The 16,142-nt window shown below is 71.5% G+C and carries 15 protein-coding genes and 3 pseudogenes; 11 read left to right on the top strand and 7 right to left on the bottom strand.

Annotated elements, in window-relative coordinates:
- Positions 1–100: 100 nt before the first annotated feature.
- Positions 101–394: a hypothetical protein gene (locus tag AB0H32_RS27335; protein WP_361125303.1), complete on the top strand. Its 294-nt coding sequence runs from the start codon at positions 101–103 to the stop codon at positions 392–394.
- A 108-nt stretch (positions 395–502) separates the two neighbouring features.
- On the opposite strand, the gene AB0H32_RS27330 is transcribed toward AB0H32_RS27335, so the two are convergent.
- The 5 genes and pseudogenes from AB0H32_RS27330 to glgX form a co-directional block, all read right to left on the bottom strand.
- A complete protein-coding gene (locus AB0H32_RS27330) occupies positions 503–1,747 on the bottom strand; it encodes a hypothetical protein (protein WP_361125301.1) in 1,245 nt (414 codons plus the stop codon).
- A 41-nt stretch (positions 1,748–1,788) separates the two neighbouring features.
- Positions 1,789–2,493, bottom strand: a pseudogene (locus AB0H32_RS27325) (dolichyl-phosphate beta-glucosyltransferase); the annotation flags it as partial.
- A gap of 138 nt (positions 2,494–2,631) precedes the next feature.
- A complete protein-coding gene (locus AB0H32_RS27320; RefSeq protein WP_361125299.1) occupies positions 2,632–3,186 on the bottom strand; it encodes a hypothetical protein in 555 nt (184 codons plus the stop codon).
- Between the two features lie 10 nt (positions 3,187–3,196).
- Positions 3,197–3,703, bottom strand: coding sequence for a SigE family RNA polymerase sigma factor (locus AB0H32_RS27315; RefSeq protein ID WP_361125297.1), 507 nt, complete (start codon positions 3,701–3,703; stop codon positions 3,197–3,199).
- A 112-nt stretch (positions 3,704–3,815) separates the two neighbouring features.
- Positions 3,816–6,062, bottom strand: coding sequence for a glycogen debranching protein GlgX (gene glgX / locus AB0H32_RS27310; RefSeq protein WP_361125295.1), 2,247 nt, complete (start codon positions 6,060–6,062; stop codon positions 3,816–3,818).
- Positions 6,063–6,295: 233 nt separating this feature from the next.
- Between glgX and AB0H32_RS27305 the strand changes: the two genes are divergently transcribed.
- From AB0H32_RS27305 to AB0H32_RS27280, 6 genes are all read left to right on the top strand, one after another.
- Complete coding sequence (locus AB0H32_RS27305) at positions 6,296–7,519, top strand: Ig-like domain-containing protein (protein ID WP_361125293.1); 1,224 nt, start codon at positions 6,296–6,298, stop codon at positions 7,517–7,519.
- 216 nt (positions 7,520–7,735) lie between these two features.
- Positions 7,736–8,935, top strand: a complete 1,200-nt coding sequence (locus tag AB0H32_RS27300) for an Ig-like domain-containing protein (protein WP_361125292.1) — start codon at positions 7,736–7,738, stop codon at positions 8,933–8,935.
- Between the two features lie 395 nt (positions 8,936–9,330).
- Positions 9,331–10,098, top strand: a complete 768-nt coding sequence (locus AB0H32_RS27295) for an enoyl-CoA hydratase-related protein (protein ID WP_361125290.1) — start codon at positions 9,331–9,333, stop codon at positions 10,096–10,098.
- Positions 10,099–10,394: 296 nt separating this feature from the next.
- A complete protein-coding gene (locus AB0H32_RS27290) occupies positions 10,395–10,898 on the top strand; it encodes an ATP-binding protein (RefSeq protein WP_361125288.1) in 504 nt (167 codons plus the stop codon).
- A 154-nt stretch (positions 10,899–11,052) separates the two neighbouring features.
- Positions 11,053–11,868, top strand: coding sequence for a polysaccharide deacetylase family protein (locus AB0H32_RS27285; RefSeq protein WP_361125286.1), 816 nt, complete (start codon positions 11,053–11,055; stop codon positions 11,866–11,868).
- Positions 11,868–13,055 carry a hypothetical protein gene (locus AB0H32_RS27280; RefSeq protein ID WP_361125284.1) on the top strand — a complete coding sequence of 396 codons (1,188 nt, stop codon included), beginning with the start codon at positions 11,868–11,870 and terminating at the stop codon, positions 13,053–13,055. Before AB0H32_RS27285 ends, AB0H32_RS27280 begins: the two co-directional genes overlap by 1 nt.
- Here the strand turns inward: AB0H32_RS27280 and AB0H32_RS27275 are convergent.
- Positions 13,022–13,675, bottom strand: coding sequence for a GNAT family N-acetyltransferase (locus AB0H32_RS27275; protein WP_361125282.1), 654 nt, complete (start codon positions 13,673–13,675; stop codon positions 13,022–13,024). The genes AB0H32_RS27280 and AB0H32_RS27275 overlap by 34 nt on opposite strands.
- 48 nt (positions 13,676–13,723) lie before the next feature.
- Between AB0H32_RS27275 and AB0H32_RS27270 the strand changes: the two genes are divergently transcribed.
- Together AB0H32_RS27270 and AB0H32_RS27265 are read left to right on the top strand one after the other, a co-directional pair.
- Positions 13,724–14,635, top strand: a complete 912-nt coding sequence (locus tag AB0H32_RS27270) for a MerR family transcriptional regulator (RefSeq protein WP_361125280.1) — start codon at positions 13,724–13,726, stop codon at positions 14,633–14,635.
- 59 nt (positions 14,636–14,694) lie between these two features.
- Positions 14,695–14,907: an EF-hand domain-containing protein gene (locus AB0H32_RS27265; RefSeq protein ID WP_361125328.1), complete on the top strand. Its 213-nt coding sequence runs from the start codon at positions 14,695–14,697 to the stop codon at positions 14,905–14,907.
- A gap of 101 nt (positions 14,908–15,008) precedes the next feature.
- Here AB0H32_RS27265 and AB0H32_RS27260 read toward each other — a convergent pair.
- A pseudogene (locus AB0H32_RS27260) lies at positions 15,009–15,161 on the bottom strand (AraC family transcriptional regulator); the annotation flags it as partial.
- Here AB0H32_RS27260 and AB0H32_RS27255 point away from each other — a divergent pair.
- Positions 15,132–15,341, top strand: coding sequence for a zinc-binding dehydrogenase (locus tag AB0H32_RS27255; RefSeq protein WP_361125278.1), 210 nt, complete (start codon positions 15,132–15,134; stop codon positions 15,339–15,341). The pseudogene AB0H32_RS27260 and the gene AB0H32_RS27255 sit on opposite strands and share 30 nt — an antisense overlap.
- Positions 15,342–15,458: 117 nt before the next feature.
- Positions 15,459–15,974 (top strand): annotated as a pseudogene (locus AB0H32_RS27250) (NAD(P)-binding domain-containing protein); the annotation flags it as partial.
- Positions 15,975–16,142: the final 168 nt, after the last annotated feature.

The following is a 16,142-nucleotide window of genomic DNA, read 5'->3' as shown; positions in this document are numbered from 1 at the left end:
GCGTGTCGAAGTCCGTTTTTTCCTGACGTCATATTAAATCTCCATATCTGCAAGCGGTCGATCTGTGGCAGATCACATCGACTCACCCCATGGAGATGACATGCACCAGCTTCGCAAGGCCGCCGTCCTGGTGGCCGCCCTCGGCACCGTCGGTCTCGTGAGCGCCGGCACCGCCCACGCTGAAGGCCTTGTTCGCGGCGGCAAGGGAGGCGGCGACAGCGTCAGCGCCCTGCAGAGTTCCAACTGCAAGTCGCACGACCTTAACCTGGACGTCCTCGGTGAGGTCGGACTCATCAACGGCGCGCTGGGCAACGCGCTCAACGGTGAGGGCGACCCGGGCGCACAGGGCACCCACATCGGCTCGACCATGGGATGCAGCAACAGCGTCTTCTGACCGGACGGAACAGATGGCGGAAGCCCCCCGCGACGATGTCGCCGGGGGCTTCGCCGCGAGGCCCCGGCCTGTCGTGCGCACAAGCGGTCCGGCAGGCGGGGCCGGGTCCTACGGCACACCGAGTTCGAACAGCGCATAGCCCGCGTACGAGCCGGACGCCAGGGCCGCGATGCCGAGCACCGTGCACTGCATGCGCAGGCTCAGCCGGCGCATCGCCAGGGCCAGGGGGATGAACAGCGGGAAGCAGGGGAGCAGGTAGCGCGAGACGTTGGCGAAGATCTGCTGGCTGCCGAGGACCAGGACGAGGGTCAGCAGGGTGTGGACGACCAGCACCGCCGGGGGGCGCAGCCGCAGCAGCAGCGGGACGAGGGTGAAGGCGAGCAGGACGACCCCGACGCCGATCATGTCCGCGAAGGGCCAGGCGGACAGATAGGTGAAGTGGCCCACCGGTACGGACGTCAGCACGTCGGAGGTCTGCTTGCCGTAGTCGAAGCTGTGCGCCCAGGCGCCCGACTGGAGTGTGAAGTAGCCGCCGTAGTCGCCCATGCGGTGGCCCACCCAGCCGAGATAGCCGAGCAGGCCGATCGGGGCCAGGGCCATGGCGAGGAGCGGGCGCAGGACGCCGTCGCGGCGGTCGCGCAGCGCGCACAGCGCGGCGATGCCGAGCGCGGCGATCAGCGCGGCGGCCGTGGGCCGGTTGAGGCCGGCCGCGAAGGTGATGACCCCCGCGGTGAGCCAGCGGCGGGTCATGACCGCGTAGCAGGCCCAGGCGGCCAGAGCGACGTAGAGCGAGTCGGAGTACACCGCCCACTCCACGCCGGAGCCGGGCCAGACCGCCCACAGCCCGGCCGCGGCGAGACCCGCCCGCCGGCCTCCCAGCCGCTCCGTGACGGCGAAGATCCCGAGGGCGGCGGCGAACGAGGCGAGGACGGAGACCGCGATGCCCGCGCCGTACGAGCCCAGGCCGGTGACCGCGGACGTCATGCGCATCAGTGCCGGGTAGAGCGGGAAGAACGCCGCCGAGTTGCCCTCCAGCGTGATCAGGCCGGTGGCGCCCGGGATGTGGACGAGCTTCGGGTCGTAGCCGTGCAGCGCGATCTGCTGGTACCACCAGCCGTCCCAGGTGGCGAGCACGTCCCAGGCGTGCGCTCCGCCGCCGAAGCGGGGGTGCTTGGTGCGGAAGTCACCGGCCGAGTCCAGCAGGTACATGAACGAGCAGAAGCCGATGAGCTTCAGGGCGCCGTAGAGGGCGAGGACCGGGCCGTGGTGGCGGGCGGCGGTGCGCAGGCGCTCCCTCGGACCGGCCGGGCGGGCGGGGGTCGGCGCGGGTGTGCGGGGCAGGGTCGTGGTCATGCGGCGCTCGGCCTCGGACGGCGGCGGCTCAGATCTCGCCGCATCCGGGCTATGCCGCGAAGGTCGGCCAGCGCGGTGGCGAGGATGTCGACCCGGCTGTCGGGGTCGTCGACCCAGTCCACCGGCACTTCGTGGATCCTGAGCCCCGCCCGCTCGGCGAGCACCAGCAGTTCGGTGTCGAAGAACCACTCCCCGTCCCGCACCAGCGGCAGCAGCCGCTCGGCGACATCGCGCCGCACCGCCTTGAACCCGCACTGCGCGTCCGAGAAGCCGACGGCGAGCGTGCAGCGCAGCAGGACGTTGTAGCAGCGGGAGATGACCTCACGCTTGGGGCCGCGCACCACCCGGGAACCGGCCGCGAGCCGGGTGCCGATGGCCAGGTCGGAGTGGCCCGAGATGAGCGGTGCGACCAGCGGCAGCAGCGCCGCGAGCCCGGTCGACAGGTCCACGTCGGTGTACGCCAGCACCGGCGCCCGTGAGCCAGACCAGGCGGCGCGCAGCGCCCGGCCGCGCCCCTTGACGGGCAGCCGAATCCACTCCACGTCGGCCAGTTCGTCCGCGAGCCCCGCGGCGATGCCCGGCGTGCGGTCCGTGCTGGCGTTGTCCGCGATGGTGATCCGGAACGGGTAGGGGAACGTCTCCCGCAGATGCTTGTGCAGCCGCCGGACGTTCGGACCCAGATCCTTCTCCTCGTTGAACACCGGCACTGCCAGGTCCAGGACGGGCTCCTCGTGGTGGCTGGGCAGGGGAGCGCGCCGGGTCAGTGGGGTCCTGGCCGGTGCCGTCCGGCCTGGGCGGAGATATATCACGTAAGTCCCTTGCGTCCTCAGGTGGGAGTCGCGCCGAAGGCACGCGCGTCGGTGAAGTGACGGGAGAGCGGTGCGCTATCCGGTCGGGGTGGCCGTGGTGGTGGAGGTGTAGGACGGGTCGGCCGGCGGGCTCGGGGAGTTCGTCGGGGGCGGTGCGGTGGCCGTGCCCCGGGAGGTGGCGGTCGACGTGGCCGTGCCGGTGGGCGGTCCGGTGGCCGGTTCGGTGGCCGGGTCGGAACTCCCCGACGTCGCGGGCGGGGAGGAGGTCTCCGTCGTCCCGCCAGGGTTCGGCGACTGCGTCGGGGTGGAGCTGGGCGGCACGCTCGGCGAGTCGTCCGGCGAGGGCGACGTGTTCGGGCTCGGCGCCGGGCTGACGACGGGCCGCGGGTGGGGCGCGCTCGGCTGGTCCGTGGCCGACGCGTGCGGCCACAGGAGCAGCCCGAGGCCGATCCCGGCGAGGGTCAGGACGGATCCCGCGGCCCGGCGCGCGGTCCGCACCCGGCGCCGGGTCCGCACGCCCGCGTGCAGCCGCTCCTGGTGCCCGGCCTCGAAGGAGGTGTGCTCCTGGGTGCTGTGCATCAGCTGGGTCAGCTGCCGCTCGAAGTGATCCATGCGATCCATCTGGTCCATGGGTTCTCCCTCACCCCACCGGCTCGATGACGTCGGCCAGGAGCCGGCGCAACTGAGCCACCCCGCGCGCGGCATGGGACCGGGCCGTGCCCACCGGGCAGCCCAGGGTCTCCGCGACCTGCCGGTCGGGCAGGTCCTGGTAGTAGCGCAGCACGACGGCGGCCCGCTGCGGCGGGCTCAGCCGGGCGAGCGCCGCCTCCAGCCGGGAGCGCTCGGCGACGGTCGCGGACATGTCGCCCACCGCGGCCACCTCGGGCAGCTCCTCTACGGGCCGCTCGCCCCACCAGCGCCGGCGGGCCGAGCGGGCCGCGGCCCGGGCCAGCACCTTGCGCACGTACGCCTCCGGCGCCTCGTCGGCGACCTTCGGCCAGACGAACCACAGCTTGACCAGGGACTCCTGCAACAGGTCCTCGGCCCGGTGCCGATCGCCGCCGGTGAGCAGCCGGGCCAGATGGAACAACACCGACCAGCGGGCCGCCACGAACGCGTCGTACTCACCTGCCCGAGCCTGCTCCATTGCCGCGGTCCCCGTTCTAGCCGACTGTCTTCACAGGGAGGAAGGCACTGGACCCCCTCCCGCGCTGCACTCGGGGGACGTGATCCGCGTCACGTACGGGTTTCACACGGGGTCAGTCGACCCTCAGCAGCAGCACCGCCCGCTCCGGCACCGTGATCTCCGTACCCGCCGGGTGGACCGTACCCGGGGCGCCCGCCTGCTCCTCCCGGGAGGTGTCCACGATGACCTCGTACCGCTCCGCCCACGGCGGCCCCGGCAGCACGAATCCAGTCGGCCGGTCGCCCGCGTGCAGCACCGCGAGGAAGCTGTCGTCGACGACCGGCGCGCCCCGCTCGTCCCGGCCCGGGATGTCCCGACCGGACAGATACATGCCAAGCGTGGCGGCGGGTGCGTACCAGTCGCCCTCGGTCATCTCCTCGCCCCGCGAGGTGAACCAGGCCAGGTCGCGCAGCCCGTCCGCCGAGTGGGCGCGCCCGGAGAAGAAGGCACGGCGGCGCAGCACCGGGTGCCGGTGGCGCAGCTCGATCAGCCGGGAGGTCAGGTCGTACAGGGGGCGCCAGGCCGGGTCGTCGAGCAGGGACCAGTCCAGCCAGCCGATCTCGTTGTCCTGGCAGTAGGCGTTGTTGTTGCCGCGCTGGGTGCGGCCGAGTTCGTCGCCGGCGACCAGCATCGGCACACCGGTGGACAGCAGCAGGGTGGTCAGGAGGTTCCTGAGCTGCCGGCGCCGCAGCACCCGCACCCGCTCGTCGTCCGTCTCCCCCTCCGCCCCGCAGTTCCAGGAACGGTTGTCGTCCGTGCCGTCCCGGTTGTTCTCGCCGTTGGCCTCGTTGTGCTTGGTCCCGTACGACACCAGGTCGCGCAGGGTGAAACCGTCGTGCGCGGTGATGAAGTTGACCGAGGCGTAGGGGCGGCGGCCGCCCCAGGCGTACAGGTCGCTGGAGCCGGACAGCCGGTAGCCCATCTCCCGCACGTCGGGCAGCGCATGGCGCCAGAAGTCGCGGACGGTGTTGCGGTAGCGGTCGTTCCACTCCGTCCACAGCGGCGGGAAGGCGCCCACCTGGTAGCCGCCCGAGCCGATGTCCCACGGCTCGGCGATCAGCTTCACCCGGCGCAGCACGGGATCCTGGGCGATGACGGCCAGAAAGGGCGAGAGCATGTCGACGTCGTGCATCGAGCGGGCGAGCGCCGCCGCCAGGTCGAAGCGGAAGCCGTCCACGCCCATCTCCGTCACCCAGTAGCGCAGCGAGTCCGTGATCAGGCGCAGCACCTGGGGCTGGACCACGTGCAGGGTGTTCCCGCAGCCGGTGTAGTCGGCGTACCGGCGGGCGTCGTCCTGGAGGCGGTAGTAGCCGCGGTTGTCGATGCCCTTCAGGGACAGGGTGGGCCCCAGCTCGCCGGCCTCGGCGGTGTGGTTGTAGACCACGTCGAGGACGACCTCGATGCCGGCCGCGTGCAGCGCGCGGACCATCCGCTTGAACTCGCCGACCTGCTGCCCCGTGGTCCCGGAGGCCGCATAGGCCGCGTGCGGGGCGAAGTAGCCGATGGAGTTGTAGCCCCAGTAGTTCCGCAGACCGCGGCGCAGCAGGTGGTCCTCGTGCGCGAACTGGTGCACCGGGAGCAGTTCCACGGCCGTGACGCCCAGCTTCACCAGGTACTCGATCGCGGCCGGGTGCGCCAGCCCGGCGTAGGTGCCGCGCAGTTCCTCGGGGACGCCCGGATGCAGCCTGGTGAAGCCGCGGACGTGCAGCTCGTAGATGACGGAGTCGGCCCACGGGGTCTTCGGCCGGCGGTCGTCCTCCCAGTCGTCGTCATCGTCGACGACGACGCCCTTGGGGACGTGCGGCGCCGAGTCCCGGTCGTCGCGCACGGTGTCGGCGACCTGCTGCTGCGGCCAGTCCCGGACGTGCCCGTAGACCTCGGGCGGCAGCCCGAACTCGCCGTCCACCGCGCGTGCGTACGGGTCCAGCAGCAGCTTCGCCGGGTTCCAGCGGGCGCCGACCCAGGGATCCCAGCGGCCGTGCACCCGATAGCCGTACCGCTGACCGGGCATCACGCCCGGCACGAAGCCGTGCCAGATCTCGTGCGTCAGTTCGGCCAGCGGAACCTGGGTCTCCCGGCCCCGTTCGTCGAACAGGCAGAGCCGGACCGCTTCCGCCCCGGCGGCCCACAGCGCGAAGTTGGTGCCCGCGCCCCCGTCCGGGCCGACCCGGAACCGGGCCCCGAGCGGAGTCGGCGCTCCCGGCCACACCGGCGGCACGGGCGGCAGGGCGCGACGGGAGCCGCCGGCCGCGGTGGCAGGGTGCCCGCTCCCGGCGGCCGGCTCCCCGGCCCGTGCCCGCTGCTCCGCTGCGCTCGTCACCTGTGGGCCCCTCTTTCAGTGGCTCGCCCCCGGGGGCGCAGCCGGCCACGCCGAAGGGCCGAGGGTGCCCGTGGGCACACCCGGCCGCCCGGTGACGGCTGCGCCCCGACGGCTCCGACGCGGGCTGGGGGTACCCCCTCTGGGGGAGACCCCCGTCGTCCTCCCCACAGTTCTGCCCAGCGCGGGCGTCGCACTCACGTTTCCCCGGAGCGGGCCCCGTCGTTGAGCCCCGCGTGAGGCACGTACAAGGACGCGCACGGCGCGCGGGGGCCGCGCTGGCCGCGGTACTGACATGGGCGGGGCTGTTGGCCGGCTGCGATGCGGTCGGCTCGGGCCCGCTGGACATCGACCGGGTCTTCGGCAAACCGCCGGCCCCCGAGGACGTCATCCGGGTCGCCCCGGACGACGGCAGCAAGGGCATCAGGCCCGAGGACCGGCTGCGGGTACGAGTGCCCGCCGGCCGTCTGGAGAAGGTGAGTGTCGTCAAGTCCCAGGACGCACAGGACTCCCCGGTCCGGGGCCATATCACCGCCGACGGGCTGACCTGGGAACCGGACGACCGGCGGCTCGCGCTCGCCGCCGAGTACACCGTCGACGTGGTCGCGCTGGACGCCCACGGCCACCGCTCGGCCCGGCACACCACCTTCACCACCTACGTCCCCGACGAACGGTTCATCGCCTACGTCACCCCCGAGAACCGCGCCACCGTCGGCACCGGCATGATCGTGTCCCTCGCCTTCAGCCGGGAGATCGCCGACCGCGCCGCCGTCGAACGCGCCGTACGGGTCACCGCGAACCCGCCCGTGGAGATCCGGCCGCACTGGTTCGGCAAGGACCGCCTGGACTTCCGCCCCGAGCGCTACTGGAAACCCGGCACCGAGGTCACCGTCGACCTCGGCCTCAGGGACGTCGAAGGGGCGAGTGGTGTGTACGGCCTGCAGGACAAGACGTTCACCTTCACCGTCGGCCGCAGCCAGGTGTCCCTGGTGGACGCGGCCCGGCACATGATGGACGTGCGGCGCGACGGCGAGCTGCTGGCCACCGTGCCCATCACCGCGGGCGCCCCGAAGCACCCCACCTACAACGGGAAGATGGTGGTGATGGACATGCTCGAGGTCACCCGCATGAACAGCCGCACGGTCGGCTTCGGCGGCGAGTACGACATCCCCGACGTCCCGCACGCCATGAAGCTCACCGACTCCGGCACCTTCCTGCACGGCAACTACTGGTCACCGGAGGCCCCGGGGCACGTCAACGTCAGCCACGGCTGCGTGGGCCTGCAGGACGTCAAGGGCGGCGGCTCGGACACCCCGGCCGGCTGGTTCTTCGACCGCAGCCTGGTCGGGGACGTCGTCGAGGTCGTCAACAGCAAGGACAAAACCGTCGCTCCCGACAATGGCCTCGGAGGGTGGAACATGGACTGGAAGGAATGGAAAGCGGGCAGCGCGGTCAAGTAACCGGATGAGGGACGGGGTTCCGGGCGAGGCGACCGGTTGAAATTGCGACTGAACGGTGACGTTCACCTGACGCCTCGCTCAAATCCCGGCGGTTAACATGCGCACACCAAAGTGGTGGGGAGCGGGCCTGACCTGGCCCGGCGAGGGGAGAACAACTTGAACGTGCGGCCGATATCGGGGGCGTCGGTGGGGGGCCGGGGAAGCGGCACGTCCGCCATGAAGGGCAGAAGCCGCAAGGGACTGGCGCTCATAGCCGGCGCCCTGCTGGTGTCCCTCACCGCGTGCGGCGGCGGTGACTCGGGATCCGGTTCCGGGCACGGCAAGAGCAAGGACCCCGGCACCCAGCAGGGCAAGCAGTCGACGGCCTCCGTCACCATCTCGCCCAAGTCCGGTGCCGCGGGCGTCGACACCAGCGGCGCCCTCAAGGTGAACGTGGCCAAGGGCAAGCTGACCGAGGTCACCGTCAAGGACGCCAAGGGCGCCGAGATCGAGGGGACCATCACCGGCGGGGGCGCCTCCTGGACCCCGTCGACCCATCTGGCCGCCGCCACCAAGTACACGGTGCACGCGGTCGCCAAGGACTCCGAGGGCCGCGAGGCCGCCGAGGACTCCAGCTTCACCACACTCACGCCGAAGAACACCTTCGTCGGCAACTTCACCCCCGAGGACGGCTCCACCGTCGGAGTGGGCATGCCGTTCTCCGTCCGCTTCACCCGGGGCATCACCAACCCGCAGGCCGTGGAGAAGGCCATCAAGATCAAGACCGAGCCGGCCGTCGACGTCGAGGGCCACTGGTTCGGCAACGACCGCCTGGACTTCCGCCCCGAGAAGTACTGGAAGTCCGGCACGAAGGTCACCGTCGACCTCGACCTGAACGGTGTCGAGGGCCGCTCCGGCGTCTACGGCGAGCAGCACAAGAAGCTGACGTTCACCATCGGCCGCAACCAGGTCTCCTACGTGGACGCCAAGAAGCACACGATGAAGGTCACCCAGGACGGGAAGGTCATCAAGACCATCCCGGTCACCACCGGCAAGCCCGGCTACGACACCTGGAACGGCCAGATGGTCATGAGCGAGAAGCTCACCGAGACCCGCATGAACGGCGAGACCGTCGGCTACGGCGGCGAGTACGACATCAAGGACGTCCCGCACGCCATCCGGCTCACCACCTCCGGCACCTTCATCCACGGCAACTACTGGGGCGGCGACGCCTTCGGCAACTACAACGCCAGCCACGGCTGCGTCGGCCTGCGCGACGTCCGCGGCGGCTACGACAAGGGCGTGCCGGCGGCGTGGTTCTTCAACCACTCGATCATCGGCGACGTGGTGGTCGTGAAGAACTCCCACGACCGCACGGTGGCTCCGGACAACGGCTACAACGGCTGGAACATGTCCTGGGCCGACTGGAAGAAGTGAGGCGCGGCTAGCGGGTGCGGGTGCGGCTGCGGGTGCCGCCGTGTCGGTGCGGCTGGCGGTGCGGGTGTCCCCGTACCGGTGCAGCCGGCGGGTGCGGGTCCGCTGTGGCTGGTCGCGCAGTTCCCCGCGCCCCTTCCGGGCGATGCCCCTTCGGGGCCGTCGCCCGGACCCCCGGCCGTGTGTGAGCGAAGGCACCGGGGCGGTTGGCGTTAATCCCCGTGCTGTGTCTGTCCGGGGGCAACCCCCGGACCCCCGGCCGTGTGTGTGCCAGGGCACCGGGGCGGTTGGCGTTAATCCCCGTGCTGTGTCTGTCCGGGGGCAACCCCCGGACCCCCGGCCGTGTGTGAGCGAAGGCACCGGGGCGGTTGGCGTTAATCCCCGTTAACCTGCTGCGCATGACCGTGAATCTGGAAGTCGCCGAGGGCGTCGGCACCCTGCGCCTGGACCGCCCGCCGATGAACGCGCTGGACGTCGCCACGCAGGACCGGCTGAAGGAGCTGGCCGAGGAGGCCACGCGCCGCGAGGACGTGCGGGCCGTGGTGATCTACGGCGGCGAGCGGGTGTTCGCGGCGGGCGCGGACATCAAGGAGATGCAGGCCATGGACCACACCGCGATGGTCCTGCGAGCCCGCGCCCTGCAGGACTCCTTCACCGCGGTGGCCCGCATTCCCAAGCCCGTCGTCGCGGCCGTCACCGGGTACGCGCTCGGCGGTGGCTGCGAGCTGGCCCTGTGCGCGGACTTCCGCATCGCCGCCGACAACGCCAAGCTGGGCCAGCCCGAGATCCTGCTCGGTCTCATCCCGGGCGCCGGCGGCACCCAGCGCCTGGCCCGGCTGGTCGGCCCCTCCAAGGCCAAGGACCTGATCTTCACGGGCCGTCAGGTGAAGGCCGACGAGGCCCTCACGATCGGCCTGGTGGACCGGGTCGTGCCGGCCGCCGAGGTGTACGAGCAGGCGCACGCCTGGGCCGCCAGGCTCGCCCGGGGACCGGCGATCGCCCTGCGCGCGGCGAAGGAGTCGATCGACACCGGCCTGGAGACCGACATCGACACCGGACTAGCCGTCGAACGGAACTGGTTCGCGGGTCTGTTCGCCACCGAGGACCGTGAGCGGGGCATGCGCAGCTTCGTGGAGGAAGGGCCGGGCAAGGCGAAGTTCCTGTGAACCCGTGAATCGCGCCGAGGAACTTCACTGACAGCACGTGCAATTGACGTGCCGTCCGGTCCGCGGGTCCCCCGATGGGGCGGTTTATGGGAGCCTTAAGGCAACCTTAAGTCTGCCTCGTCGAGGGATCCTGACGATTGCCCGCGAGCGAGCCGTCGCCGCAGGTCGGCCGGGATGTCCCCGAAGCTGGCATGCCGTTCGCATATGCCGATGGGCCGGAGCGGGGCGGGGGCGTGTGGGGGGCGTATTCCTCCGGAACGGCCACGGAGACGGCTCCGGGCGGCCATCATGGGGGCATGGCGGGGCTGGAGGGCATCGAACAGCCGCGGGGTCACAGCCGTGCGGCCGCGGCGCGTTGGTCGCCCGCGGTGGAGGATGAACGGGCGCTCAAGGCGCTCGAACTGTTCGGCAACCCGACGGAGGCGGAGGTCCCGCTGCCGTCCCGCCCGGAGTCCGCGGCCGCCGCACGCCGGCTGGCCCAGGTCGTCGTCCTGCGTCAGTGGGGGCTGAGCCCCAAGATGACCGAGGATGCGGTTTTACTCGTCTCCGAACTCGTCGGCAACGCCGTACGGCACACCGGGGCCCGGGTCTTCGGCCTGAGGATGCGCCGGCGCCGCGGCTGGATCCGTGTCGAGGTCCGCGACCCCTCGCGCGGGCTGCCCTGTCTGATGCCGGTTCAGGAGATGGACGTCAGCGGCCGTGGTCTGTTCCTGGTGGACAAACTCTCCGACCGCTGGGGTGTCGACCTGCTCCCGCGGGGCAAGACCACCTGGTTCGAGATGCGGGTCGCCGACCGGTAGATCCTGTCCGGCCCGATCCGCACGGACCGCGGAGTCACGGACCGAGGAGTCACGGACCGCGGAGCCGCGGACCGCGGAGTCGATGATTCCAGGACGACCCGAAATCGACCCTCATTCGGGCTAATCGGCGGTTTTCTTACCTGTCGCCCCTTAAATGGTGCGGGTGACCACGACCAATCGACGCGGAGTGCTGCGCGCGGGCGCCGGGCTCGTCGCAACGGGCGCGCTCGGCGCCGGGTGCGGCAGCGACCAGGACGTCCCGTCCGCCTCCACGACCGACGCGCCCCCCGGGTCCGCCCCGCCCGCCCGCGCGTCGGGCAACCCCGCGGCCACGTCCCGCACGGCGCCCGCTCCCCGCGCCTACCCCGGGCAGCCCGCCCAGATCACCCACGGCCCGCGCACCCGCCCCCAGGTCGCCCTCACCTTCCACGGCCAGGGCGACCCCGACCTCGCCACGTCCCTGCTCGGTGCGGCCGAACAGCACGGCGCCCGCCTCACCGTGCTCGCCGTCGGCACCTGGCTGGACGAACACCCGGACCTGGCCCGCCGCATCCTCGACGGCGGTCACGACCTCGGCAACCACACCCAACGCCACGTCTCCGTCAACGCCATGGCCGAAGCCGAGGCACGCAAGGAGATCACCGACTGCGCGGCCCGGCTGAAGCGGCTCACCGGGTCGATCGGCACCTGGTTCCGCCCCTCCCGCTCCCCGACCGCCTCCGCACTGGTCGCCCGGCTGGCCCGCGCCGCGGGCTATCCGCACGTGCTGTCCTACGACGTCGACTCGCTCGACTACACCCGCCCCGGTGCCGACGCCGTCACCCGCAAGGTTCTCGCCGAAGTGCGGGGCGGATCGGTGGTGAGCCTGCACTTCGGGTACCCGGACACGGTCGCCGCCCTCCCTGCCGTACTCCACGAACTCGACCGCCGCGGACTGCGCGCGGTCACCACCACGGAGCTGCTGAGCTGATGCACCCCACCCAAGCCGCCCGGCTCCTGGCCGCCGGAGCCGCCCTCACCGCCCTGACGCTGCTGTCCGCCTGCAGCGGCGGCGCCCAGCAACACGAGAACGAAGCCCTCGGCAGCAAGGCGCCCCTCCCGCCGAAGGTGAAGACCCAGCAGGCGAACGTGTTGCCCGGCATGCCCCCGGTGCAGGATCCGGCCGACCTCTACGCCGCCGACCGCCCGGGCAAACTGTCCCCTGTCGTCAAGGACTTCCCGTCCCGGGTGTACGTCCCCAACACCAACTCCGACACGGTCACGGTCATCGACCCCAGGACCTACCGGATCATCGAGACCATCCCGGTCGGCCGCCAGCCCCAGCACGTGGTGCCGTCCTGGGACCTGAAGACCCTGTGGGTCAACAACGACCTCGGCAACAGCCTCACCCCCATCGACCCGAGGACCGGCAAGGCCGGCAAGCCGGTTCCGGTGCACGACCCGTACAACCTGTACTTCACGCCCGACGGCAAGTACGCCGTCGTCATGGCCTCCAAGGACCGCCAGCTCGTCTTCCGGGACGCGCACACCATGAAGGTCGTCAAGGCCCTCCCGGTCAGCTGCTCCGGCGTCAACCACGCCGACTTCTCCCGCGACGGCCGGTACTTCATCGTCTCCTGCGAGTTCAGCGGCGAACTGCTCAAGGTCGACACGGCGCGGATGGAGGTCGTCGGACAGCAGAAACTGCCCTTCCGCGGCGCCATGCCGCAGGACGTCAAGATCTCCCCGGACGGCAAGCTGTACTACATCGCCGACATGATGGCCAACGGCCTGTGGATCCTGAACGGCGACACCTTCGCGGAGCCGACGTTCCTGCCCACCGGAAAGGGCGCCCACGGGCTGTACATCAGCCGGGACTCCCGGGTGATGTACATCTCCAACCGGGGCGAGGGCACCATCTCCCTCTTCGACTTCTCGGAGAACCGGCTCACCGGGAAGTGGCACCTGCCCGGCGGCGGCAGTCCCGACATGGGCGGGGTCTCGGCCGACGGCAAGGTGCTGTGGCTGTCCGGCCGCTACAACTCCGAGGTGTACGCCATCGACACCCGCACCGGTGACGAACTGGCCCGCATCAGGGTCGGCAGCGGCCCGCACGGCCTCGCCGTCTACCCGCAGCCCGGCCGCTACTCACTGGGGCACACCGGCATCTTCCGCTGAAGCAGCACCTCCGCGCCCACCGGACGGTAGCCGGCCGCCTGGAACGCCCGCATGCTGCGGGCGTTCCCCGGCGTGACCTGCGCCCACAGCGGCTCCGTGGCGAGCTGCCGCGCCGCCGTCACCAGCGCCCGGCCCAGCCCCCGGTGCCGTACCCCCGCATCGACCTCGACGGACACCTCCAGCCGGCCGGCGACCCCGCGGCCCATGACCAGCACGCCGCCGTCCGCCGTCCACGCCCGAAGGTCCTCGCGCCGCCCGCGGGCGTAGGCGATGCGCGGATGGCCGGCGTCCTCGATCTCCGTCAGCGCGAGCGGCGGCTCGCCGGGCAGCGGGTGGCCGACCAGGACCGCGTCGACGGTTTCGCACCTGCGGCCCGTCCGGGCCATGAAGGCGGCCAGGAAGGCGGGGTTCATCGGCGCGGCGAGCGGATCGCAGTCCACGGTCTCCAGGGTGTCGCACACCCACTGCGGGTCCTCGTCGGTGAAGACGACCGTGTGCGCGGTGAAGGCGATGACCCCGGCGGCCTGCCCGGAGGGCTGCGGCAGCACCGTCGTACGGCCGTCCGCGGGCGGGAAGACGCCGCGCGCCGCCGCGTCGAGAATGTCCCGCAAGGTCTCCAAGGCGCGCTCCTTGAGTCTCCACCGACTGGAAGGCCCAGACTCGCAGACGTGATCGACGACGGCACCGGATTTCTCACCATCGGCGAGCTGGCGCGGGCCACCGGCCTGACGGTTCGCACGATCCGCTACTGGTCCGACGAGGGCGTCCTGCCCCCGGTGGGCCGGTCCGCGGGCGGCTACCGGCTCTACGACGCCGCGTCCGTAGCCCGCCTGGAGCTGATCCGCACCCTGCGCGAGCTGGGTCTCGGCCTGGAGGACGTGCGGCGGGTGCTGGCCGGTGAGGCGACGGTGGCCCAGGTCGCGGCGGCACATGCGGTGGCCCTCGACGCGCAGATCCGGTCACTGAGGGTGACCCGTGCGGTGCTGTCGTCCGTGGCGCGACGCGGTTCGACCGCTGAGGAGATGACCCTGATGAACAAGCTGGCGCGGCTGTCGGCGGCGGAACGACAGCGGATCGTGGACGACTTCGTCGAGAGGATCTTCGACGGACTCGACACGGCGGACCCGTGGATCCGGGAGCGGACCCGGAGCATCGGCGTGAGCCTGCCGGACGACCCCACCCCCGAGCAGGTGGACGCCTGGGTGGAGCTGGCGGAACTGCTGCAGAACCCGGACTTCCGGGCCGCGATGCGCAGGATGATCGAGTACAACGCGGCCGACCGTGGCCCCGACACCCCGGCCGGTGCGTCGATGGTGTTCTTCCGGCGGCTGGTCGAGCTGGTCGGCGCCGCCCGGGCGCGGGGCGTGGCCCCCGAGGCGCCGGAGGCGGACGCCGTGCTGACCGAACTGCTCGGGGCGGGCACCGACCGGGCGGCCGTGCTGCGGCGCATCGACCTGGGCAGCGAGGTCGTCCGTTACCGGGAGTTGGCGGCCGTGATCAAGGGGGAGGAGGAGCCCCCGAGGTACCAGGAGGAGTTCGGCTGGGTGGTCGCGGCGCTCAAGGCCTGGCAGGACCGTTAATCTGACCAGCGTCAGTACGCCAGCAAGGCATGAGAAACGCGAACAAAAGGGGCGGATCGGTGGCGGACATCGAGGAAGCACGCAAGCAGTTCCAGCGGATCGACGCGGACGGTGACGGATTCATCACCGCCGCCGAGTTCAAGTCCGCCCTGGCCCAGGAGGGTGACTGGAACGTCACCGAGACGGTGGCCGAGGCCATCATCAAGCAGCGCGACCTCAACGGCGACAAGGTCCTGTCGTTCGACGAGTTCTGGGCCTACATGAACAAGTGACCCCGCCGAAGGGGGTGCCCGTCCTGCGAGGAGGGGCACCCCCTTCGTCATGACGCCGTCGGGCCGCTGCACGGCGCACTCCGACGCGGCGCACAGGGCGCCTACGCCGCCCCGCGCCGGCACTGCCCCGGTGCCACCCCGTACTCCCGCTTGAAGGCCTTGGCGAAGGCGAACTCCGAGGTGTATCCGGTGCGCCCGGCCACCTGGCGCACGGTGAGGTCGTCGTGGCGCAGCAGCCGTCCGGCGACCGTCACATCCTGACCGGCACCGCCGACGGCCGCCGCCGCGCCGCCCACTACATCGGTTCGGGCCTCACCGACGGCACTCTGCGTCCGGTGGTCGGCGAGGTCGTCGACGGCCTGGACCGCATCCGGGACGCCCACCGCCTGATGGAGTCCAACCGGCACACGGGCAAGATCGTGCTGAGGATCTGATGCACGCACGGTTGAGGCCGCTCATTCTTTTGCCGTAGTCGCGGAATAGGCCCGGTCCCGGCGAGGTTGTCGCCGACGACGGAAGCATGCACATGCATTGATCCTGAGAGGCCTGTCATGAAGATCGGCATCATCGGCGCGGGCAACATCGGCGGCAACCTCACCCGGCGGCTCACCGCCCTCGGCCACGACGTGTCCGTGGCGAACTCCCGCGGCCCCGAGACCCTCAAGGAGCTGGCCGAGGAGACCGGCGCGAGGGCGGTCCCGGCGAGCGAGGCCGCCCGGGGTGCCCGGGTCGTCGTGGTCACCGTTCCGCTCAAGCGGGTCCCCGACCTCCCCTCCGGGCTGCTGGACGGCGCGGCCGAGGACGTCGCCGTGATCGACACCGGGAACTACTACCCGCAGCAGCGGGACGGCCGGATCGCCGGCATCGAGGACGAGGGCCTGACCGAGAGCCGCTGGACGGAACGACACCTCGGTCACTCCGTGATCAAGGCCTTCAACGGCACCTACGCCCAGGACATCCTCGATCGTCCCCGCCCGGCCGGCGACCCCGGCCGTATGGCCCTGCCGGTGGCCGGTGACGACGAGGCCGCCAAGCGGGTCGTGCGCGGCCTCATCGACGAACTGGGCTGTGCGCCACGAGGCGCTGATGGATCTCGCGGGATGAGAGGCCCGCCGCCAGTCCTCGCAGGGACTGGTTGAAGCTGGAGGCAGGCTGAGCCCCGGGTTGGGGGTGAGGCCGGGAGCAGCCTCGACAACGTAGGGGCGGACCGACACCACCAGACGGTTCGTGCCCGC

Source organism: Streptomyces sp. NPDC020362, assembly GCF_040642095.1.
Classification (GTDB): Bacteria; Actinomycetota; Actinomycetes; order Streptomycetales; family Streptomycetaceae; genus Streptomyces.
This window is presented reverse-complemented; position numbering and strand designations above follow the sequence as displayed.